This window comes from Kitasatospora sp. NPDC048662 (genome assembly GCF_055587065.1).
The window spans coordinates 21,882-43,700 of the sequence record NZ_JBVJHA010000021.1 but is presented as its reverse complement, the minus strand read 5'-3'; the positions used below and the strand labels follow the sequence as shown (position 1 = coordinate 43,700).

The 21,819-nt window shown below is 74.8% G+C and carries 18 protein-coding genes; 11 read left to right on the top strand and 7 right to left on the bottom strand.

Annotated elements, in window-relative coordinates:
* Positions 1 to 74 precede the first annotated feature (74 nt).
* Positions 75 to 950, top strand: coding sequence for a GNAT family N-acetyltransferase (locus ACZ6R9_RS32805; protein WP_380488336.1), 876 nt, complete (start codon positions 75 to 77; stop codon positions 948 to 950).
* 52 nt (positions 951 to 1,002) lie between these two features.
* On the opposite strand, the gene ACZ6R9_RS32800 is transcribed toward ACZ6R9_RS32805, so the two are convergent.
* The 3 genes from ACZ6R9_RS32800 to ACZ6R9_RS32790 are packed head-to-tail and all read right to left on the bottom strand — an operon-like array spanning position 1,003 to position 3,503.
* A complete protein-coding gene (locus tag ACZ6R9_RS32800; RefSeq protein ID WP_380488304.1) occupies positions 1,003 to 1,554 on the bottom strand; it encodes a GNAT family N-acetyltransferase in 552 nt (183 codons plus the stop codon).
* Between the two features lie 48 nt (positions 1,555 to 1,602).
* Positions 1,603 to 2,523: an aminoglycoside phosphotransferase family protein gene (locus ACZ6R9_RS32795; protein ID WP_465542336.1), complete on the bottom strand. Its 921-nt coding sequence runs from the start codon at positions 2,521 to 2,523 to the stop codon at positions 1,603 to 1,605.
* Positions 2,524 to 2,558: 35 nt separating this feature from the next.
* Positions 2,559 to 3,503, bottom strand: coding sequence for a ferritin-like domain-containing protein (locus ACZ6R9_RS32790; RefSeq protein WP_465542334.1), 945 nt, complete (start codon positions 3,501 to 3,503; stop codon positions 2,559 to 2,561).
* 225 nt (positions 3,504 to 3,728) lie between these two features.
* Here ACZ6R9_RS32790 and rimP point away from each other — a divergent pair, with 225 nt between their 5' ends.
* The 8 genes from rimP (at position 3,729) to truB (ending at position 12,056) form a co-directional block, all read left to right on the top strand.
* The gene (rimP, locus tag ACZ6R9_RS32785) at positions 3,729 to 4,271 is read left to right on the top strand and encodes a ribosome maturation factor RimP (protein ID WP_380488307.1); all 543 of its coding nucleotides are present in this window, start codon (positions 3,729 to 3,731) and stop codon (positions 4,269 to 4,271) included.
* Positions 4,272 to 4,273: 2 nt separating this feature from the next.
* Entirely contained in the window at positions 4,274 to 5,275 is a 1,002-nt protein-coding gene (gene nusA / locus ACZ6R9_RS32780) for a transcription termination factor NusA (RefSeq protein WP_380488308.1), read from the top strand.
* 69 nt (positions 5,276 to 5,344) lie between these two features.
* Complete coding sequence (locus ACZ6R9_RS32775; protein ID WP_380488309.1) at positions 5,345 to 5,647, top strand: YlxR family protein; 303 nt, start codon at positions 5,345 to 5,347, stop codon at positions 5,645 to 5,647.
* Positions 5,648 to 5,836: 189 nt separating this feature from the next.
* Entirely contained in the window at positions 5,837 to 8,920 is a 3,084-nt protein-coding gene (gene infB / locus ACZ6R9_RS32770) for a translation initiation factor IF-2 (RefSeq protein WP_380488310.1), read from the top strand.
* Positions 8,921 to 9,044: 124 nt separating this feature from the next.
* Positions 9,045 to 9,341 (top strand): DUF503 domain-containing protein, encoded by a 297-nt coding sequence (locus ACZ6R9_RS32765; protein WP_380488311.1) that lies wholly within the window; start codon positions 9,045 to 9,047, stop codon positions 9,339 to 9,341.
* A gap of 145 nt (positions 9,342 to 9,486) precedes the next feature.
* Positions 9,487 to 9,924, top strand: coding sequence for a 30S ribosome-binding factor RbfA (gene rbfA, locus ACZ6R9_RS32760; RefSeq protein ID WP_380488312.1), 438 nt, complete (start codon positions 9,487 to 9,489; stop codon positions 9,922 to 9,924).
* On the top strand, positions 9,921 to 11,051 hold the full coding sequence (locus tag ACZ6R9_RS32755) for a DHH family phosphoesterase (protein ID WP_380488313.1): 1,131 nt from the start codon (positions 9,921 to 9,923) through the stop codon (positions 11,049 to 11,051). Before rbfA ends, ACZ6R9_RS32755 begins: the two co-directional genes overlap by 4 nt.
* 99 nt (positions 11,052 to 11,150) lie before the next feature.
* Positions 11,151 to 12,056, top strand: a complete 906-nt coding sequence (gene truB / locus ACZ6R9_RS32750) for a tRNA pseudouridine(55) synthase TruB (RefSeq protein WP_465542329.1) — start codon at positions 11,151 to 11,153, stop codon at positions 12,054 to 12,056.
* Between the two features lie 62 nt (positions 12,057 to 12,118).
* On the opposite strand, the gene ACZ6R9_RS32745 is transcribed toward truB, so the two are convergent.
* A complete protein-coding gene (locus tag ACZ6R9_RS32745) occupies positions 12,119 to 12,628 on the bottom strand; it encodes a GNAT family N-acetyltransferase (RefSeq protein ID WP_465542328.1) in 510 nt (169 codons plus the stop codon).
* Between the two features lie 225 nt (positions 12,629 to 12,853).
* Here ACZ6R9_RS32745 and ACZ6R9_RS32740 point away from each other — a divergent pair, with 225 nt between their 5' ends.
* The gene (locus ACZ6R9_RS32740; RefSeq protein WP_465542327.1) at positions 12,854 to 16,276 is read left to right on the top strand and encodes a serine protease; all 3,423 of its coding nucleotides are present in this window, start codon (positions 12,854 to 12,856) and stop codon (positions 16,274 to 16,276) included.
* A gap of 63 nt (positions 16,277 to 16,339) precedes the next feature.
* The gene (locus ACZ6R9_RS32735; RefSeq protein WP_380488317.1) at positions 16,340 to 17,284 is read left to right on the top strand and encodes a bifunctional riboflavin kinase/FAD synthetase; all 945 of its coding nucleotides are present in this window, start codon (positions 16,340 to 16,342) and stop codon (positions 17,282 to 17,284) included.
* 61 nt (positions 17,285 to 17,345) lie between these two features.
* Here the strand turns inward: ACZ6R9_RS32735 and ACZ6R9_RS32730 are convergent, their stop codons facing one another.
* The 3 genes from ACZ6R9_RS32730 to eccE form a co-directional block, all read right to left on the bottom strand.
* Positions 17,346 to 19,370, bottom strand: coding sequence for a MinD/ParA family ATP-binding protein (locus tag ACZ6R9_RS32730; RefSeq protein ID WP_465542326.1), 2,025 nt, complete (start codon positions 19,368 to 19,370; stop codon positions 17,346 to 17,348).
* A gap of 210 nt (positions 19,371 to 19,580) precedes the next feature.
* A complete protein-coding gene (locus ACZ6R9_RS32725) occupies positions 19,581 to 20,339 on the bottom strand; it encodes a hypothetical protein (protein ID WP_380488319.1) in 759 nt (252 codons plus the stop codon).
* The gene (eccE, locus tag ACZ6R9_RS32720) at positions 20,339 to 21,724 is read right to left on the bottom strand and encodes a type VII secretion protein EccE (protein WP_380488320.1); all 1,386 of its coding nucleotides are present in this window, start codon (positions 21,722 to 21,724) and stop codon (positions 20,339 to 20,341) included. The genes ACZ6R9_RS32725 and eccE overlap by 1 nt, the downstream gene beginning before the upstream one ends.
* Positions 21,725 to 21,819: the final 95 nt, after the last annotated feature.

Sequence of the window (21,819 nt, the reverse complement as noted above, 5' to 3'; positions counted from 1 at the left end):
GTCCCCGGCGGGACCGCCCACTTCGGCGGCCCCGCCCCCTGCGAGAGGTACCTCCCGTGCTCGATCGAGGTGTGATGCTGCCCGGCCCGTTCCAGGTCGCCCGGGCGCTGGCCGCAACCCGCGTGCTGGAGACGCCCGACCTCGACGAGGCGCTGGAGATCCTGCACCGCGACCCCGTCGCCAACGCCTTCGTCGCCACCCGGGTGGAAGCCGTCGGTCTCGACCCGTGGCGGCTCGGCGGCGAGATGTGGGGCTGGTACGGGGCCGACGGACGGCTCGACGCGCTCTGCTACGCCGGCGCCAACCTGGTCCCGGTCAACGCCGGCCCGGAGGCCGTCCGCGCGTTCGCCGAGCGGGCCCGCCGACAGGGCCGCCGCTGCTCCTCGATCGTCGGCCCGGGCGACGCCGTCTCCGCCCTGTGGGCCCTGCTGGAACGCTCCTGGGGCCCGGCCCGCGACGTACGCGGCCACCAACCGCTGATGGCCACCTCCACGCCCGTCACCGGGGTCGAACCCGACCCGCTGGTGCGCCGGGTGCACCGCGGCGAGATCGAGGCGCTGATCCCCGCCTGCGTCGCGATGTTCACCGAGGAGGTCGGGATCTCCCCGCTGGCCGGCGACGGCGGCCTGCTCTACCAGGCCCGGGTCGCCGAACTGGTCTCCTCCGGACGGTCGTTCGCCCGCTTCGACGAGGACGGCAAGGTCGTCTTCAAGGCCGAGATCGGCGCCGTCACGGCCGGTGCCTGCCAGATCCAGGGCGTCTGGGTGGCCCCCGAGCACCGCGGCAAGCGACTGTCGGAGAGCGGCATGGCCGCGGTCGTCAACACCGCCCTCGCCGAGGTCGCCCCGGTGGTGTCGCTGTACGTCAACGACTTCAACCTCCGGGCCCGCGCCGCCTATCGCCGGGTCGGCTTCCGCGAGGTCGGCGCGTTCATGAGCGTGCTGTTCTGACGCTGCCGCTTCCGACGGTGCGGCATCCGACGGTGCGGCATCCGACGGCGCGTCAGGGGCGTGCGGGGTCGCGCAGCGGCAGGTACGCACCCATCACCGCGTACGGCCGGGCCGTGTTCGGGAAGCGCACCGCCGGCGCCAAGTCCCGGTAGCCGAGCGAGCGGTAGAGCCGGCGCGCCGGGGTCTCCGCGTCGATCGCCGACAGGATCGAACGGTCCAGACCGGAGCGCTCGCACAGCGTGCGGATCAGCCGGGTACCCACGCCCAGGCCCTGACACTCCGGCAGCACATGCAGCTCGGTCACCGCGAACACCCCGTCCAGCCAGTCCGCGAGGCCGCGCGCCGCCAGGTACGGCTCGATCACCGTCGACCACCAGTGGGTGCGCTGGTTGGGCATCCCGTAGCCGAAACCGACCAGCCGGCCCTGCGCCATCGCACCCAGCGCGATCACCCCCGGCTGCAACGCGTGCCGGCCGATGATCGGCAGCCGCACCGCCACCTCCTGCGGACCCAGCCCGAACGCGACCGCCTGGACCTCCAGCACGGCAGGCGCCCATGCCGCCAGGTCAATGGCCTCGATCGTCACCCCGGTGAGCTGCTCCATGAAGCGGGACGTTACTACTTGCGTCCCGGGCGGTGGCGCGCGCCGTCCTCACAGCCAAGCCGCGAACTCCAGATGGAGCTCCGCGCCCGCCACCTCGCCCCGGGCGAGCGCCGCCAGCGCGATGTCCACGGCCCGCAGCAGCGCCCAGGCCCGCACCCGGTCGGCGGGCAGCTCCACCGCCTCCGACAGCTGCGCCAGGCGCCGGCGGGCCGCGCCCCGAGGACCGGGCGCGGCCGCCAGGGTCTCCACCCGGTCCAGCACCAGCCGGGCCAGGTCGTACGCCCGGTCACCCACCACCGGACGCGGCCCGACGGCCAGCCACGGTGCCCGGTCGGCGGCCAGCACCCGCCCGTGGTGGAAGTCCCCGTGCAGCAGCCACCCGCCGCCGTCCGAGGCCAGCGCCACCGCCTCCAGCGCCTCGTCCACCAGCGGAGCGGCCTCCGCCGCACCCGGCAGGGCCCGCCGCTCGGCGATCCGCGAGGACAGCCGTTCGGCATGCTCGGCGAGTGCCGTGAACGCGTGCCCGGCGGGCGGCTCCACCCACAGGCGACGCAGCAGGCTGGTGGCCTCCAGCGTCGCCTTCGCCTCCGCGAGCGAGCGCAGCGGGATCTCGCCGTGAAGCCGCTCCAGCAGCAGCATCCGGTCCGCCTCCGCCTCGGCGAGCAGCAGCACCGCCCCGCGCCCGGCCCACACCCGCAGCGCCGCCGCCTCGGCCGCCGGGTCGGCGGCCGGCCGCAGCGCCTTCACCGCCACCGGCGTCCGGTCCTCGGCCCGGTACGCGTACCCGACCACGCCGCCCCGCCCGCCGGGCTGCGCCACCCGCTCCAGCACCAGCCCCCAGTCGGCCAGCCGCTCCGCGAACCGCGACGGCAACGCGGCCAGCCACTCCGCCTCGCCCGGATCACCCCCGGCCCGGACCGACTCGGCCAGACGCTCGGGGACGGTGAACTGCGCGGGCTGTGCGGACATACCGTCCATCATCGCGCAGCGTCCGGCCCGGGGTGCTAGCCGGCGGCCGGGGTGGGGTCGGTGGGGGTGAGGCCGGGGAGGGCGGGGAGGTCGGCGCCCCAGTGGGCGGCGCGGAGGGCGGATTCGCGCAGGGCGGTGGCGGCCCGGGGGCGGAGGGTGGTGGTGGCGCAGAGGTCGGCGTAGGCGGCGGTGAGTTGGGTTTCCAGGTGGGCGGCGAGCTGGGTGGCGGTGGTGGCGTCCTTGACCGGGAACGGGAGCCGGTAGCCGGGTGCGGCGGCGGTGGGGGAGACGCCGCCGGTGGTGAGCAGCCGCTGCCAGGCGTCCCGGCGGGCCTGGTGGGCGGCGTACGCGGCGCGTCCGTCCTCGCGTTGCGGGCCGACCGGCAGGAAGGCGCCCACCACGCCGTAGCCGTACACGGCGGCGTGTTCGGCGGCGAGCGCGGACTGGAGGGCGGCGGCGTCGGCCGCGGGCAGGGCGGCCGTTGAGGTGGACGGGGACGGGGAGGCGTCCTCGGTGAGGGGGCCGGTGTCGCCGAGGGCGGTGGCGTGCGCGGCGCCGGAGGCGGCCACCGAGGCGAGGGTCCTGGCCAGCGCGGGGGAGGCGGCGGCCAGGTCGGCCAGCCGCAGGCCCGCGGTGCGGCGTTCGGATGCGGCCAGGTCGGCGACGCTGCGGGCCGTGCCGGTACCGGCGGCGGTGGGGGAGGGAGAGGGCAGTGACTGGGCGAGTGCCTCGCGGTGCTGGAGCACGTCCTCGCGCAGGTCGCCGAGCCGGTCGGCGTCGGCGGGGCTCGCCGCGAGCACGGCGGCGTAGTCGGCGAGCAGTGTGTCGGTGGCGGCGAGCTGGCGCAGCCGCAGCGGCCGGTCGGCGTCCTCGGCGGCCTTGCCGGGGGTGTGCTCGTGCTCGTCGGTGCAGCCGCAGAGGAGGTGGAGCCCGCCGAGCGCCCCGAGCGTGAGGAAGGACCGCCGTGTGGGCGCGGGCATCGGCACTCCAGCGTGGTCGTGGGGCCGGACGCCCCCGTCGGGAGGGATCATTCCCGAGCCGGGCGTTCCCGGCGAGAGCTTGGACAGTAACGCGTGGTTGTGACGTTCCTCGCAGCGAGGCGGCCCCGGCCCGGGTCGGAATCGGCGGTTCGGGGGTTGACCGGATAGGCTTCGCGGTGAGTTAGCACCTCCGACAACAGCAGACGCGGCCGAGGAGTCACCCGGATGAGCACCACCCCCACTGACCGGCTGCGCACATTGCTGGAGCCGCTGGCCGCCGAGTCCGGGCTGGACCTCGAAGAGGTCAAGGTGACCCAGGCCGGCAGCCGCCGCCAGGTGCAGATCGACGTGGACGCCGACGGCGGCGTCGACCTGGACGCGATCGCCGAGTTCTCCCGCCTGGTCGGCCAGGCGCTGGACGAGTCGGACCTGATGGGTGACGCCCCGTACCTGCTGGAGGTCGGCTCGCCGGGTGCGGAGCGCCCGCTGAGCGAGCCGCGGCACTGGCGCCGGGCGACCGGCCGGCTGGCGGCGATCAAGCTGGTGGACGGCGCGGAACTGACCGCGCGGGTGCTGGAGAGCGACGAGGACGGCGCACTGGTCGAGGTGCAGCCGGTGAAGGGGCGCGGCCGCCCCAAGGAGCGCCGACTGGAGTTCGCGGAGATCGCGCGGGCCCGGGTGCAGGTCGAGTTCAACCGCAAGGACGAGGAACTGCTCGACGCCGCCGCCGACATCGCGGACACGGACGAAGAGGAAGAGGAGGCGTAATCGTGGACATCGACATGAGTGCCCTGCGCGGGCTGGTCACCGAGAAGGGCGTGCCGTTCGACCTGCTGGTCGAGTCGATCGAGTCGGCCCTCCTCATCGCGTACCACCGCACCGAGGGCTCGCGCCGCCGGGCGCGGGTGGAGCTGAACCGCAAGACCGGCCACGTGACGGTGTGGGCCCTGGAGGACGCCGCCGAGCTGGACGAGGGCGTGGAGCCCAAGGAGTTCGACGACACCCCGAGCGGGTTCGGCCGGATCGCCGCGTCCACCGCCAAGCAGGTCATCCTGCAGCGGCTGCGGGACGCCGCGGACGACCAGACCTTCGGCGAGTACGCCGGTAAGGAGGGCGACATCGTCACCGGTGTCGTCCAGCAGGGCAACGACCCGAAGAACATCCTGGTCGACATCGGCAAGCTGGAGGCCATCCTGCCGCCGCAGGAGCAGGTCCCGGGCGAGGACTACCGGCACGGCACCCGGCTGAAGTGCTACGTGGTGGGCGTGCGGCGCGGTGTGCGCGGTCCGTCGGTCACCCTGTCGCGGACCCACCCGAACCTGGTGAAGCGGCTGTTCGCGCTGGAGGTTCCGGAGATCGCGGACGGCTCGGTGGAGATCGCGGCGATCGCCCGTGAGGCCGGCCACCGCACCAAGATCGCGGTGTGGTCGCGCAGGCAGGGCCTGAACGCGAAGGGTGCCTGCATCGGCCCGAACGGCCTGCGGGTGCGCGGCGTGATGGCCGAGCTGCACGGCGAGAAGATCGACATCGTCGACTGGTCGGAGGACCCGGCCGAGATGGTCGCCGCCGCGCTGTCGCCCGCGCGGGTGACCAAGGTGGAGATCGTCGACCTGGCCCAGCGTTCGGCCCGGGTGATCGTGCCGGACTACCAGCTGTCGCTGGCGATCGGCAAGGAGGGGCAGAACGCCCGCCTGGCCGCCCGGCTCACCGGCTGGCGGATCGACATCCGTCCGGACACCGAGGCCCCGGCCGGGGAATCCTCGGACCGGTAAGAACGTTGTTGCTAGCCTCCGGAGATCTACTCGGCGGCGGCGAGTCCCTTCGGAGGGGTAGACTTGAACGTGTCTGGCCGGACGCATGTCCGCGCATGCCCTGAACGCACCTGCGTGGGCTGCCGCAAGCGGGCGGCCAAGCACGAGCTGCTGCGTGTCGTGGCGGGCGAGGGCGAGTGCGTCCCCGATCCTCGCGGCACACTGCCGGGCCGGGGCGCGTATCTGCACCCCGTACCGACCTGCCTCGACCTCGCGGTCCGTCGCCGCGCGTTCCCGAGGGCCCTCCGGGTCCAGGGCACGCTCGAACCCGGCGCCCTGCGGGAGTACGTCGGGACAGGAGCAAGTCCGGCCGACGGTCAGTCGGCTCGCTGACGGGCCTCGCGCCCGGCAACACGCACCAGCGCACGGCAGTGGGTACGCCGCCGTGCGCCCAGTCAGGTACCTCGCGAGATGGAAGTAGGTCGAGATTGCGATGAGCACTCGATGAGTACGCGATGAGTACGCCCATGAAGTAGCGACAGTCCGGCGGACGAATACCCCGGACGTATAGACAGGAGCGAAGTGGCTAAGGTCCGGGTATACGAACTCGCCAAGGAGCTTGGCTTGGAGAGCAAGGCCGTCATGGCCAAGCTCACCGAGCTGGGTGAGTTCGTGCGTTCGGCGTCCTCGACGATCGAGGCGCCGGTCGTGCGCAAGTTGACTGACGCTTTGGGAGCGACCCCGCCGTCCGGCGGCGCGTCCTCCGCGAAGCCTGGCCCGCGGAAGCCCGCGGCGCCCCAGCCGTCCGGCGGTGCCGGTTCGGCCGCACCCAAGCCGGGTGCCCCCACCCCCGGCCCGCGTCCGACCGCGACGCCGGGTCCCCGTCCCACTCCCGCGCCCGCCGCGGGCTCGGCCGCGCCGAAGCCCGCCGGGGCGCCGACCCCGGGTCCGCGCCCGGCGGCCCGTCCGGCCGCGCCGGCCGCGCCCGCCCCGGCGGCCGAGTTCTCCTCCCCGGCTCCGGCCGGTGAGGCTCCGGCGCGTCCGGCCGCCCCGCGGCCGGCCCCGGCCAACCCCGCGGCCCGTCCGGGCCCGCGTCCGGCCGGCCCGCGTCCGGGCAACAACCCCTTCACCTCCGGTGGCGCTTCGGGCATGGCCCGTCCGTCCGCCCCGCGTCCGGGTGGTCCGGCCGGCGAGCGTGGCCAGCGTCCGGGTGCTCCCGGTGCCGGTGCTCCGCGTCCGGGTGGTCCGGCCGGTGAGCGCGGTCCGCGCCCCAGCGGCGCCCCGCGTCCCGGTGGTCCGGGTGCTGGTGCTCCGCGTCCGGGCGCCCCGGCCGGTGAGCGCGGTCCCCGTCCCGGTGGCGCTCCGCGTCCCGGTGCTCCGGGTGCCGGTGCCCCCCGTCCCGACGGCATGCCGCGTCCGGCCGCTCCGCGCCCGGGTGCGCCGAGCCCGTCCGGGATGCCCCGTCCGAACCCCGGCATGATGCCGCAGCGTCCGGGCCCGCGTCCGGGTCCGGGTGCCGGTGCGCGTCCGGGTGGTCCCGGTGCGCGTCCGGGTGCCCCGGGTGGCGCCCGTCCGGGCTTCCAGGGCCGTCCGGCCGGTCCGGGCTCGCGTCCGGCCGGTGGCGGCTTCGGTGGTCCCCGTCCGGGTGGCGCCGGTGGTGGCGGCGGCTTCGGTGGCGGCGGTGCCCGTCCCGGTGGCTTCGGCGGTCGTCCCGGTGGCCCGGGTGCCCGTGGTGGCACGCAGGGTGCGTTCGGTCGCGGCCCCGGTGGCCGTCCGGCGCGTGGCCGGAAGTCGAAGCGCGCGAAGCGCCAGGAGTACGAGGCCATGCAGGCCCCGTCCGTCGGCGGTGTGATGCTGCCGCGCGGCAACGGCTCGACCGTTCGCCTGTCGCGCGGTGCGTCGCTGACGGACTTCGCGGAGAAGATCAACGCCAACCCGGCCGCGCTCGTCTCCGTCATGTTCAACCTCGGTGAGATGGTCACCGCCACCCAGTCGGTCTCCGACGCCACGCTGCAGCTGCTGGCGGACGAGATGGGCTTCGTGCTGGAGATCGTCAGCCGGGAGGACGAGGACCGCGAGCTGCTGGAGTCGTTCGACATCGACTTCGGCGCGGACGAGGGCGACGAGGAGCAGCTGGCTCCGCGTCCGCCGGTCGTGACCGTCATGGGTCACGTCGACCACGGTAAGACCCGACTGCTGGACGCGATCCGCAAGACCAACGTGGTCGCGGGCGAGGCCGGCGGCATCACCCAGCACATCGGTGCCTACCAGGTGGTCACCGAGGTGAACGGCGAGCAGCGCCCGATCACCTTCCTCGACACCCCGGGTCACGAGGCGTTCTCCGCCATGCGTGCCCGTGGTGCCAAGTCCACCGACATCGCGATCCTGGTGGTCGCGGCCAACGACGGTGTCATGCCGCAGACGGTCGAGGCGCTCAACCACGCCAAGGCCGCCGGGGTGCCGATCGTGGTCGCCGTCAACAAGATCGACGTCGAGGGTGCCGACCCGACCAAGGTCCGCGGCCAGCTGACCGAGTTCGGTCTGGTGGCCGAGGAGTACGGCGGCGACACCATGTTCGTCGACATCTCCGCCCGCCAGGGCCTCAACATCGAGGAACTGCTGGAGGCCGTGGTCCTGACCGCGGACGCCTCGCTCGACCTGCGCGCCAACCCCGAGCAGGACGCCCAGGGCATCGCGATCGAAGCCCACCTGGACAAGGGCCGCGGCGCCATGGCGACGCTGCTCGTCCAGCGCGGCACCCTGCGGGTCGGCGACTCGATCGTGGTCGGCGACTCCTACGGCCGCGTCCGCGCGATGCTGGACGAGAACGGCAACAGCCTCTCCGAGGCCGGCCCGTCCCGTCCGGTGCTGCTGCTCGGTCTGACCTCGGTGCCCCGCGCCGGCGACAGCTTCATCGTCGTCGACGAGGACCGCACCGCCCGTCAGATCGCCGAGAAGCGCGCCGCCCGCGACCGCAACGCCTCGATGGCCCAGCGCCGCGTCCGCGTGTCGCTGGAGGGCTTCGAGGCCGCGCTGGCCGCCGGCAACATCGAGAAGCTCAACCTCATCATCAAGGGTGACGTCTCCGGTTCGGTCGAGGCCCTGGAAGACGCCCTCGTCAAGCTGGACGTGGGCGAAGAGGTCGAGCTGCGCGTGCTGCACCGCGGTGTGGGTGCCATCACCGAGTCCGACGTGGACCTGGCGATGGGCTCGGACGCCATCATCATCGGCTTCAACGTGCGCGCCGAGGGGCGTGCCCGTACCGCGGCCGAGCGCGAGGGCGTCGACATCCGGTACTACTCGGTCATCTACCAGGCGATCGAGGAGATCGAGGCCGCGCTCAAGGGCCTGCTCAAGCCCGAGTACGAGGAGGTGCGCCTCGGCTCCGCGGAGATCCGCGAGGTGTTCCGCTCCTCCAAGTTCGGCAACATCGCCGGTGTCCTGGTGCGCGAAGGCATCATCCGCCGCAACACCAAGGCCCGCCTGCTGCGCGACGGCAAGGTCGTGGCGGAGAACCTCAACATCGAGGGTCTGCGCCGCTTCAAGGACGACGCGACCGAGGTCCGCGAGGGCTTCGAGGCCGGTGTCACGCTGGGCTCGTTCAACGACATCAAGATCGACGATGTCATCGAGACCTACGAGATGCGCGAGAAGCCGCGCGCGTAACGGCTGCTGACCGGGGTCGGCCGACGGGGTGCAGTTATCCCGTTGGCCGGCCCCGGCCGCGCTGTTAGGGTCCTGGCTGTCGGGAATCCTTCGAGGCCCCCAGGCCGGCCAGGCCTGTCACTTCATGTACGTAGGAACTCTCACCTTCGACCTGCTCCTCGGCGACGTGCACTCGCTGAAGGAGAAACGGTCGATCGTGCGGCCCATCGTGGCCGAACTGCAGCGCAAGTACAGCGTGTGCGCCGCAGAGGTCGGGAACCAGGATCTGCACCGCAGGGCCGAGATCGGCTGTGCGGTGGTGTCCGGCGACGCCGGGTACGTCAACGAGATCCTGGACAGCTGTGAGCGGCTCGTCGCCGGCCGCCCCGAGGTGATGCTGCTCTCCGCGAGGAGGCGGCACCACCACGACGGCGACGAATGACCTGCGGGCGTCACCACCGTCACACCCGCATCGGAACCGGAGCGCCCACAAGGCTGGGCGCGGGCGGGTACGTTGGGGAGAGGGCCCCACCGGGTCGAGGTCATGACCCGGGTACCGCGCCTATTGCACGAGGAGGCAAGGCAACGTGACCGACACCGCAAGGGCGCGCAAGCTCGCCGACCGCATTCAGGTGGTCGTGGCGGAGACCCTGCAGCGCCGGATCAAGGACCCGCGACTCGGGTACGTCACCATCACCGACGCCCGGGTGACGGGTGACCTGCGCGAGGCCACCGTCTTCTACACCGTCTACGGTGACGAGACCGAGCGGGAGTCCAGCGCGGCCGCGCTGGAGAGCGCCAAGGGCATCCTGCGCTCCGAGGTCGGCAAGCAGACCGGGGTGCGGTTCACGCCGACCCTGACCTTCGTCGCCGACGCCCTGCCGGACAACGCCCGGAACATCGACGACCTGCTGGACAAGGCCCGGGTCTCCGACGCCGCCGTCCGCACCGCCGCCGCCGGGGCCACCTACGCCGGCGACGCCGACCCGTACAAGTCGGCCCGCGACGACGACGAGGACGAGTGACCACGGCCGGGAAGCCGGCCGAGTCCGGCGCCCCGGGGGCGGTCTCCACTGTTGAGGTGGAGACCGCCCTCGCGGTGCTTCCGGGCCCTCGCAGCGGGGCGTCGCCCGAACCCGGGGCGCAGCCGCCGGACGGTCCGTTCGCGCAGGAGTGGGCGCGGACCCTCGAACTGATCGCGGGCGCCGACGAGATCGACCTGATCTGCCACATCTGCCCCGACGGCGACGCGCTGGGTTCCGCGCTGGCCGCCGCGCTGGCCCTGCGCGGCCTCGGCAAGCGGGTGCGGGTGTCGTTCGGCGAGGACCCGCAGATCATCCCCGAGTCGCTGTCCTTCCTGCCCGGGCAGGAACTGATCGTCCCGGCCGCCGCGATCCCCGACGCGCCCGCGCTGGTCCTGGCCTTCGACGCCGCCTCCGAGGACCGGCTCGGCCTGCTGCGCGACAAGGCGTTCGCCGCCGCCGGCCTGGTGGTCTTCGACCACCACGCCTCCAACCCGGGCTTCGGCGACGTCCGGCTGATCGACCCGTCCGCGCCCGCCACCGCCGCGCTGGTGGACGAACTGCTGCGCCGGCTGCGGGTCCCGCTGGACCAGCCGATCGCGACCTGCCTGTACACCGGCATCGCCACCGACACCGGCTCGTTCAAGTACCGGGCCACCACGCCCGCCACCCACGAGATGGCCGGGCGGATGCTGGCCACCGGGATCCGGCACGACCTGATCTCCCGTCAACTGTGGGACACCACCTCCTTCGGCTTCCTGAAAGTGCTCGCCGGGGCGCTGGAGCGCGCCGTGTTCGAGCCCGAGCAGGCCGGCGGGCACGGCCTGGTGTGGACCTGGGTGCCGTACCAGGACCTGGCGCTGTTCGGCGTCACCGTGGAGGAGATCGAGGGCCTGATCGACGTGCTGCGCAAGCCCGCCGAGGCGGACGTCGCGCTGGTGCTCAAGCAGGACCCGGACGGCACCCTGCGCGGCTCCTGCCGCTCCCGGGGCGCGGTCGACGTGGCCGCGGCGTGCGCCCGGCTGGACGGCGGCGGGCACGTCTTCGCGGCCGGGTTCTCCGCCCGGGCCGGGGTGCCGGAGACCGTGGAACGGTTCCGGGTGGCACTGGCGGAGGAGAGCGGGCGTTAGGCTCGTCCGGTTCGGTGGACGGGCTTCGACCGGCCGCGAAGGCGGCTGCGAAGGCGGCCGCGCAGGAATGCGCGCAGATTTTGAAACGATGATGAAGCGATGAAGCGTAAAGGGACGGGCCCCGACGGGCTGGTCATCGTCGACAAGCCGGAGGGCATCACCTCGCACGGCGTGGTCGCCAAGCTCCGCCGGCTGGCCGGCACCCGCAAGGTCGGTCACGCCGGCACCCTCGACCCGATGGCCACCGGCGTGCTGGTGATCGGCGTCGAGCGGGCCACCCGGCTGCTCGGGCACCTGATGCTCACCGCCAAGACCTACGACGCCACGATCCGGCTCGGGCAGACCACCGTCACCGACGACCGGGAGGGCGAGGTCACCGGCTCCGCTCCGGCGGACGGTGTGACGCGGGAGGCGATCGACGCCGAGATCGCCAAGCTCACCGGCGAGATCATGCAGGTGCCGTCCAAGGTCAGCGCCATCAAGATCGACGGCAAGCGCTCGTACGCGCGGGTCCGCGAGGGCGAGGACTTCGAACTCGCCGCCCGGCCGACCACCGTGCACTCCTTCACCGTGCACGGGATGCGCCCCGCCGTCGCCGAGGACGGCACGCCGGTGCTCGACCTCGATGTGACGGTGGAGTGCTCCTCCGGCACCTACATCCGCGCGCTGGCCCGCGACCTGGGCGCCGCGCTCGGCGTCGGCGGCCACCTGACCATGCTGCGCCGCACCAAGGTCGGCCCGTACGCGGTCGAATCCGCGCACACGCTGGAGCAGTTGGAGGAGAAGCTGGAGGTCCTGCCGATCGCCGACGCGGCCGCTGCCGCGTTCCCGCGCTGGGACATCGACGCCGAGCAGGCCAAGCTGCTCTCCAACGGCATGCGGCTGCCCGCCCCCGGTCTCGGCGTGGACGGCCCGATCGCGGTCTTCGACCCGGACGGCCGCTTCCTGGCGCTGGTCGAGGAGCACGCCGGCAAGGCCAAGCCGGTTGCGGTGTTCGTCGGCTGACGCGGCGTCAACTGGCTTGAGCGGCCCCGGTGGAGAGCACTCCGCCGGGGCCGCTCGGCGTCTCAGCGCAGCGCCAGGTGCCAGTCGTTGCTGTGCAGGAAGCGCCCCGAGCGCCGGGGGTACTCGAAGGCGCACGGGCCGGCGTCGGTGAAGCCGAGGCGGGCGCAGAGGGCGTTGGAGGGGGCGTTGTCGGTGGCCGGGAAGGCGTGCAGGGTGCCGGGGGCGGTGAGGTCCGCGGCGGTCACCTCGCGCAGGGCGGCCAGCATCAGGCGGCCGGCGGCGAGGGCGATGCCGCGGCCCTGGAACCCGGGCAGGACGTTCCAGCCGGTCTCGTAGATCTCCTCGCCCTGCCAGCCGCGGCGGTGGTAGGCGATCGAACCGGCGGGTTCGCCGTCCGCCAGGACCGCGAACATCACGCCGCCCAGGGCGGGGAGTTCGAGGTAGCGACGGTGGCGGTGCAGCAGCTGCTCCGCGCTCTCCGGGCCGCCGACGTGCCGGCGCATCACCGGGGTGTTGATGCGCTCCAGCAGGGCGAAGTGGGAGCCGGTCCAGGGGGCGAGGCGGACGTCCATGCCGGGATGGTGGCAGACCGGGAGCCGCCCGGCCCACGGGCTTTCGGCGGGCGGGAGCGGGGCCGGCCGGGCGGTGCGCGGCGTGTCGCGGGGGGCGCGCGAAGTGAACGGGTGTGGTGAGCGGGGCGCGCGGGGTGCTGTGGGGCTGGTGGGGGGGCAAGCTGACCGGCGGCCGGTGGAGCGGCCGGTGGGAGCGAGAGGCGCGGCGGCGGGAGGACTGGCGGGATGGGCGAGGGCGCGAGCCCCGGTTTTGCGGGAGACCCGGCGCACGGGCTGCTGCGGATCCGGGACGTGCAGGGCCGGCTGTGCGGCCTCGGGTTCGTCGCCGACCGGCAGGGCACGGTGGTGACGGCGCACGAGGTGGTGGCGGGCCTGCCCCGGCTGGTGCTGCACACCCCGGGCGGGCAGTCCCGGGTGCTCGGGCCGGACAGCGTCGACCTGCTGCCGGAGCACGGGCTGGCACTGCTGCGCACCACCGCCGTCGGCGGGGTGCCCGGCCGCGCGCTGCCGATCGGGCGGGGCGAGACCGGCGGCCCCGTCGTGGTGCCGCACCAGCGCCGGGAGGACGGCGTGCCCGTGCTGGCCCGCGGCGCCCTGCTCGGCCGGGAGAACGGCCGCTGCGGGGACGGCGCGCAGACCCGGACGGTACCGGGCGTGCTGCTGCTCGACCTCGCGGTGACGCCGGTGGCCGGCGCGCCCGTGCTGGACCCCGGCACCGGAGCCGTGCTGGGCGTCGTCGCGCCCCGGGTGCGCACCGCCGCCGGGTCCGGGGTGGCGGCCGTCCCGCTGTCCCTGCCAGGCCCGCCCGGCGGCGGCCCGCTCGGGCTGCTGCTGGCCCGCAACGCCTCCGGCGTGCCCGCGTTCGGCCGCGCCCTCAACCTGGCCGGCGGACTGCGCCTGACGGCCGCCCAGCTGGACGCCGCCACCGCCGGGCCCGGCCGGATCACCGAACTCGCCGCCGACCGGGTGGACCGGCCCGACGGCCTGAGCGGCGAGGAACCGCAGGACACCCTGACCGTGCTGCTCGGCCACGCCGGCAGCGGGCGCACCACCGAACTCGCCGCGCTCGCCGTCCGCCGGGCCGGCGCCGCCGAACCCCTGCCCACGCTGTGGCTGCGCGGCGCCGACCTGGCCCCCGGCGACCACACCATCGGCGACACCCTGCACCGCCGACTCGCCACCGCCGCACGGCAGTTGGGCGTCCCCGAGGTCGGCCCGGCGGAACTCGCCGAACGGTGCGCGGACAGCGGCCGCCCGCTGCTCGTGGTGCTGGACGGGCCCGAGGAGGCGCCGCGCGAGCTCACCGTGCCCTGGCTGGCCACCGGCCTGGAATGGCTGCGCACCCACCACGCCCGCGCCCTGGTCGCCTGCCGCCCGGACGCCTGGGAGCAGCTCGGCCCCTGGCGGGCCACCGCCCGGGCGCTCTGGCTGGGCCCGCTCACCGACGACGCGGCGGCCCGGGCCGGGCGCCGCTACGGGCTGCCCGAGGCCTTCCTCGGCCCCGCCGACCGCGGCCACCCACTGGCGCTGCGCCTGGCCGGCGACCTGCGCGGCGCGGGCGCGCTCGGGCCGGTCGCCGACCGCACCGAACTCTTCGACGGCTGGCTGGACCTGGCCTGCCTGACCGTCGCCCGCCGGGTCGCGCTCACCCCCGGCGGCCAGCGCCGCCACCGGCGCGGCGGCCCCGTCCCGCCCGGCGAGGACGCCCGGCAGGTGCGGCGGCTGGCCGCCGTCGCCGCCGGCCGACTGCACGAGGCCGCCCGGCTGATGCTCGGCGCGGGCGACGGGGCGCTGCCCGCCGAGGAGTTCGAGCGGCTGTTCCCGGCCGTCGGCGGCTGGGCGCGGGCCGTCCACGAGGAACGCCTGCTGGTCCCGGCGGGCACCGGGCGCCGGGCCGGCCACGAGGAGTGGGGGGAGTGGCTGCAGAGCCTGCACCTGGACCTGGACGCGGCCCTGCGGCTGCTGCTGGCGGAGGGCGAGGCGAACGAAGCCGGAGTCAGTGCCGGCGAGTTGACCGATCGAAAGGTGCTTCCGCCCGCGGCGACCTCCCCAGTGGCGGGCCGTCAGGGCGCGGTCGGCCGGGCCCGGGTCGGCGTGGTGGTGGGGGCACTGCGCCGGGTCGGTGCGGCGCGCGGCGCGGGGGCGCTGGACGGGTGGCTGCACCGGATCCGGCTGGCGCTGGAGCGCGCCGAGCCCGGCGGCGACCCGGACTGGTGGGCGGGCCGGCTGCTGGCCGACGGCATCGCCGCCAGCCCCGAGCCGGGCGCCCACCGGGAGCTGCTGGAACTGCTGGTCGAGCGGGCCGGGTGGGACGAGCGCTTCGGCCCGGCGTTCTGGGCCGGCCTGCCGCTGCCCGCCGCCGACCGGGTCGCGCTGCTCGGACGCCTGGCCGCCGACCCGGACGGCGAGCCGGAGGCGGTGCGGGAGAGCGTCGCGGAGCTGCTCGCCGCCGACCCGCACACCGTGCTGCCGCTGCTGTGCGGCTGGTACGAGCACGCCGGGCCGGGCGCCGCCGAGCTCGCCGACGCGCTGCTGTTCGAGCACCGGACGCTGGCCCTGGACGAGTTGACGGAGGCCCTGGTCGCCGCCGCGCACCCGCGCGCCGACGCGCTGCTCGGGCGGCTCGCCGAGCGCGAGCCGTCCGCGCTGTGCCGGGCGGTCGACCGGTGGGCCCACGACCCGCGCCCCGAACGGCACGTCGCGGCCGCCGTGCACGCCCTGCGCACCGTCCCGCACGCGGGCGGCTCGGGCGCGCAGCTGCTGCGGCTGGCCGCCCGCGCCCTGCTGGACCGGGAGGAGGAGCCGGCGCTGCACGGCGCGGCGCTGGCGCTGCTGGTGCGCGACCCGCAGGCCCGGGCCGAACACCTGCCGGCGGCGCTGGCCGCGTACCGGGCGGGCGACCCGTTCCTGACCGAGGAGGTGCTGGGCGAACTCGTCGAGGAGTACCCGGCCCAGGTGCTGTCCGCCGTCCGCGACCGGCTGAAGCTGCCCGGGGCGCGGGTCGGCGACGGGCTGCGGGTGCTCGACCGGGCGGCGGACCCGGCGGTGGTGCGCTCCGGGGTGCTGCTCGCGGCCGAGCTGCTGCGCGAACGGCCCGAGCGGACCGGGCAGATCGCCGACCACCTGGACCGGTTGCTGGACGCCGGACGGGACGCCCGCCCGCTGCTGCCGGCGGTGCTCGCCGCCGGCCCCCCGGAGCGGGCCCGCTTCGCGCCGGTGCTGGCCGCCCCCGGGAAGGGCCGTGCGGGGCTGCTGGACGCCCTGCTGGCCGCCGAGCGGGACCCTGGGGTGCTGGGCGCCGTACTGGAGGCGCTGGCGGCCCGGCACGCCGGCCATCCGGCGTCCCGGGTGCGCGAGTTGCTGCACCGGATCGCCGACCGCTGGCCCGGAGCGGACGCCGTCCTGGTGCGCTGCGCGGCCCGCTGGGCCGGTTTCGCCCGGCTGCTGGCCGACTGGCCCACGGAGGCCGCGCCCTCGCCCGCGGGGCCCCGGCTGACCAGGATGCGGACACTCGTCGCGGCCGGCCGGGACCCGCAGCACGCCGCCGCGGAGGCCGAACGGCAGGTGGACCGGACCGGCGGCCGTCTGACCGGTCACACCGGGGGCCTTCCGGTACCTGGGCAGGGTCGGTCGCATGGCACGCTATAGGAGTTCGGTTTCGGTCTTTCGAGTGCACCGGGTGTGCACACCGTAGGAACAAGGAGCGGTCAGGTGCAGCGCTGGCACGGCCTGGAGGAGATCCCAGGGGACTGGGGGCGCAGCGTCGTCACCATCGGATCGTTCGACGGGGTCCACCGCGGACACCAGCTGATCATCAATCGGGTGGTCGAGCTGGCCGGGGAGCTGGGGGCGAGGTCGGTCGTCGTCACCTTCGACCCGCACCCCAGCGAGGTGGTCCGCCCGGGCAGCCACCCGCCGCTGCTCGCCCCGCAGCACCGGCGGGCCGAACTGATCGAGCAACTCGGCGTGGACGCCGTGCTGGTGCTGCCGTTCACCGCCGAGTTCTCCCAGGAGTCGCCGGAGTACTTCGTGCGCTCGGTGCTGGTCGACGCGCTGCGCGCGAAGGCCGTGGTCGAAGGCCCCAACTTCCGCTTCGGGCACCGCGCGGCGGGCAATGTGGAACTGCTCGCCGAGCTCGGCCGGGCCGACGACTTCGCGGTCGAGGTGCTCGACCTGCAGGTGCGCGGCGCCGCCGGCGACGGCGAGCCGTTCTCGTCCAGCCTGTGCCGCCGCCTGGTCGCGGCCGGCGACATGGCGGGCGTCGCCGAGGTCCTCGGCCGCCCGCACCGGGTCGAGGGCGTGGTCGTCCGGGGCGCCCAGCGCGGCCGCGAACTCGGCTACCCCACCGCCAACGTGGACACCGTCCCGTACTCGGCGATCCCCACCGACGGCGTGTACGCGGGCTGGCTGATCGCCGACGACGAGACCATGCCCGCCGCGATCTCGGTCGGCACCAACCCGACCTTCGACGGCACCACCCGCACCGTCGAGGCCTACGCCATCGACCGGGTCGGCCTCGACCTGTACGGCAAGCACGTCGCCGTCGACTTCCTCGCCTGGCTGCGCGGCATGGAGAAGTTCGACTCCATCGACGCCCTGCTGGAGCGGATGGCCGAGGACGTCAAGCGCGCCCGGGACCTCACCGAGCGCCCCTGACCGGCGCCCACGCGAAAGCCCCCCGCGAAGAACTCCTCGCGGGGGGCTTTCCGATGCGCGCTCAGCCGTGCTGCGGCGGCGGGTACCCGTAGCCCGGCGGCGGGGCCTCCTGCGGCGGCGGGTAGCCGTAGCCGGGCACCGGCGGACCCTGCGGCGGGTAACCGCCGGGCTGCTGCTGCGGGTACGGCTGCTGCGGCGGCTGCTGCTGCCACGGCTGCCCGGGCGCCGGGTAGCCGCCCTGCTGCGGCGGGTACTGCTGCGGGTACGGCTGCTGCTGCGGCGGGACGCCCTGCTGCTGGCCCTGCCAGCCGCCCTGCTGCTGTTGCTGCTGTGCCTGCCAGCCGCCCTGCTGCTGGGCCCGCGCGATGTCCTCGCCGACCAGCGCCGCCAGCTCGAAGTAGGCGTCCCGGACCTTGGGCCGCATCATCGCCAGGTTGACCTCGGCGCCGGCCGCGAGGCTCTCGTCGAACGGCACCACCACGACGCCGCGGCAGCGGGTCTGGAAGTGCGCCACGATGTCCTCGATCTTGATCATCTTGCTGGTCTCGCGCACCCCGGAGACCACCGTGATCGACCGCTGCACCAGATCCGCGTAGCCGTGCGCGGACAGCCAGTCCAGCGTGGTGGAGGCGCTGGACGCGCCGTCCACGCTGGGCGTGGCGACCACGATCAGCTGGTCCGCCAGGTCCAGCACACCGCGCATCGCCGAGTACAGCAGACCGGTGCCCGAGTCGGTCAGGATGATCGGGTAGTGCTGCCCGAGCACCTGGATGACCTGGCGGTAGTCCGAGTCGTCGAAGGTGGTGGAGACCGCCGGGTCCACGTCGTTGGCGACGATCTCCAGGCCCGAGTTCGGGTCCTGCGAGGTGAACTGACGGATGTCCATGTAGCTGCGCACGTGCGGGATCGCCGTCACCAGGTCGCGGATGGTCGCCCCGGTCTGCCGCTTGATGCGGCGGCCCAGGGTGCCCGCGTCCGGGTTCGCGTCGATCGCGATGACCTTGTCCTGCCGCTCACTGGCCAGCGTCGCGCCCAGCGAGGTGGTGGTCGTGGTCTTGCCGACGCCGCCCTTGAGGCTGATCACCGCGATCCGGTAGCAGGTCATCACCGGATGCCGGATCAGCTCCAGCTTCTGCTGCTTGCCGGCCTGCGCCGACTTGCCGCCGAACTGGAACCGCGACTGCTTCTGCACCTTCGGCTGACCGCGCAGCAGCCGGTCCGAGGAGAGCTCCACCGCCGCCGTGTAGCCCAGCGCGGCGCCGTGCGCCGCCTGCTGCGGACCCGGCTGCTGGAACTGGGCCGGCGCCTGCGGAGCGTTCGGGCCCGAATGCTGCTGGTACGCCGGACCCGGTCCGGCCTGCGGTCCGGCCTGCGGCCAGCCGCCCGCCCGCGGATCCACCGGCGGCTGCCCGCCCCACTGCTGCGGCTGGCCCTGCTGCGGGTACGGCTGCTGCTGCTGGACGGGCGGCTGCTGGCCCTGCTGCGGGTAAGGCTGCTGCTGCGGCGGCTGGTTGGGCCACTGCTGCTGCGGCGGCTGCTGCACCGGCGGCTGCTGGCCCCACTGCTGCGGCTGGCCCTGCTGCGGGTACGGCGGCGGCTGCTGCTGGACGGGCGGCTGCGGGGCCTCCTGCACCGGCGCCGCCGCCGCGAGCTCCACCGGCGGAGCGACGGGCACGCCCTGCCCGTCGGTGGCTGGCCCGGCGTGCTGCTCGGCGCCCGGCGCGGGCGGCTGCGGAGCGGCCACCGGCGCACCGGCCACCGGCGCACCGGCCACCGGCGCACCGGCCACCGGCTCGGCCGGCGGAACCTGCGCCTGCACGGGCTGCGGCTGTACGGGCTGCTGCGGCTGCTCGGACGCTACCGGAGGCTGCGGCGCAGCCTGCTGGACCTCGGGCTGCACCGGCTGCGGCGGCTGCTGGACCGGCGGTTGCTGCACCGGCTGCTGCTGGGCAGGCGGCTGGGCCGGCCCGGGAGCGGCGCTCTGGGTGTACCAGGACGGAGCGGTGTAGTCCGGGGCATCGGGCCAGTCATCGTCGTCCTCGGCCGCGTTGTCGCCGACGTAGACGCCGTCCCGATCGCTGCTCACTGGGGCTCCCTCGTTCTCGCCGACATCACTTCGGCGGTTGCCTTCGGGCAACAAGACTAGGCCGTGCGGACCGGTCCGCTGAAGGCGGAGGCCGATCTGACGGCAGATCGGAGCGGGGCGGCCGACCGGTCCGTCCCTCGGGGAACACCGTCCCCTTCGGACGCACCGGCCGGCCGGCCCGCGCGACGCGGCCCGCCCGGCCGCGCCGCTTCAGTCCATGCGGCGCGGGCCGCCCAGCACCTGGGTCTCGGCCTCGCCCGGATTGGTCATCACGTACTGACGGCGCATCCGGGTCGCCCACAGGGTGATGTGGTCGGGCATCGTCGGCAGCGTGTTCACATCGCCCGGCGACAGCGACAGCAGACGGCCCACCAGCTCCGACTCCTGCGGCGAGATCCGCTGCAGGCCCACCAGGTCGGCGGCGTTCAGCACCCGGGACGCGTTCGGGCCCAGGTACGGCAGCACCGTCAGCGTGGTCTGCCACGGAGAGGCCGACAGCCGGCTGCGCGAGGGCCGCGCACCCAGGTCCCGAACCACCAGGACGGGTGACGCCACCGACGCGCCCTGCGCCCCCAGACGACCCACCTGGTGGATCGTCACACACGGCTGCCCGCCGCCCGCAGCCTGCGCCATCGGCGCCCACGCCTGCGGACGGCCGGTCTCCACCGCGACCCGGGCACCGGTGGCGGCGGCGCGCAGCGCGATCAGCTGCGCCGTCCACATGCCGCCGACCAGCACCACGTCGTACTGCGTCGGCCGGAACAGGCCGATCACCGCGGGCCGTTGCTGCTGGTCCAGGCCGATCACCACGCCGTCGTCGCCGACCGGGAAGGCCAGCGCCGCCAGGTCGTCGACGGTCAGCACGTGCTTCTCCCGGCGCGGACCGCGCAGGCCGTAGCCGGGACGGACCCGCACCCGGTTCTGCTCCGCGGGCTGCGGGGCCTGGCCGCCATAGGTCTGATAGGCCATCAGGAAGTCCCTCCCAGGGGCAGCGTGGCGAGCAGGCCCGGGCCGTGCTCCTGGTCGAGACGGGTCAGCGCGGTGCCGGCGTGCTGGGCGCGGGACTCCACCAGGCGGCCCACCTGGGCGACCTCGCTCTCGCTGCGCCCGGTCAGCCGGACGTGCCCGCTGAGCGCCACCGAGCCGCCCATCGCGCGGGTCGCGGTGATCGAGAAGGTGGAGGCGAACGCCGGGGTGCTGGTCAGCTGGTTGACCAGGTCGGGGGCGGCGACCCGGCCGCCGCCCGCGTTCGGACGGGACAGCTCCGGCCACTTGGAGATCCAGTAGGTGGCGTGCCAGCGGTCGTCGATCCGGCAGAACTTCGCGGACTCCTGGGCCCGCCGCACGCCGACCCCGCCGCCGCCGGAGCCCTGACGGCCCGCCACCGCCACCGGGTTGGCGCACACCGAGATGGCCAGCGCGGCGATCAGCTCACGCTCGTCCAGGACGGTCGCGGTGAAGCCGGCGCTGTTCAGCCGCCCGGCGAGCTGGTCGGTGACCCGCTGGAGCGCCTTGCGGGCGCCCTCCTCGCCGCCGCCGCGGGCCAGCACGGCGGTGGAGGCGTGCTCCGGGTCGAGCTTGATGGCGATCCACGTCAACCGCAGCGCAGGAGTGTTCACTCCTCCGGGAGCCTGCTGGTAGGCGCGCGCGGCCAGCGAGTGCTCCGGCAGGTGCGGCGCGGGCGCCGGCTGGGTGTGCTGGATCAGCTGCACCGACTCCAGCGGAATGTCGTCGACCTGCAGGACCGAACAGATCAGGTCCAGCGGCAGCGAGGACTCGGGGGTCCGGCCCGGGCGCAGCGGCTGGTCCTTGGACTGCACCAGCAGCACCGAGGTGAAGAAGGTGCCGTCGCCGACCATGCCGGTCTCGCGGCGCAGCGGCCGCCCGTCACCGAGGTCGGTCTCGATGGCGTGGGTGCAGGTGCGCAGCGCCGGTTCCAGCTCCATCATCGGCGCCAGCGCCGGGTCGGTGCCGGGCGGCGGAACGTTGTACTTCGCTTCCTTGCGACGGGAGTTGAACGCGGAGCGGACCCCCATCGCCTCGCCCATGGTGCGGCCGCCGAGGCGCAGCACCGCCACCACGACGAGGATCACCGCGGGCACCGCGAGAACCGCGGCCATCAGCTTGCTGATCGACCAGCCGACCGCCACCAGGGCGACGGCGACCTCGAGTTGGACGATTTGCTTGAGTTCCAGGCGGCGGGCGAGCAGCCCGGGCCTGGGCAGCAGCCGCAGGCCGACCGGCCCGGTGGGCGCCGCGGCCGGAGCGGTACGCGCCCGCCGGCCGCCCTGGGCGTCCGGCCTCCGGCCGTGCGTGCTGGAGCGTCGTCGTGCTGGAGCGGACTGGCTTGGCATCCCCCGAATTGCCCTCTCTGCTTCAGATGTGCCGTCAGATCCCCGTGCGGCTGCGGCCATCAGGGCCGGGCCGCGGGCCGGGTCGACGGCCCGGA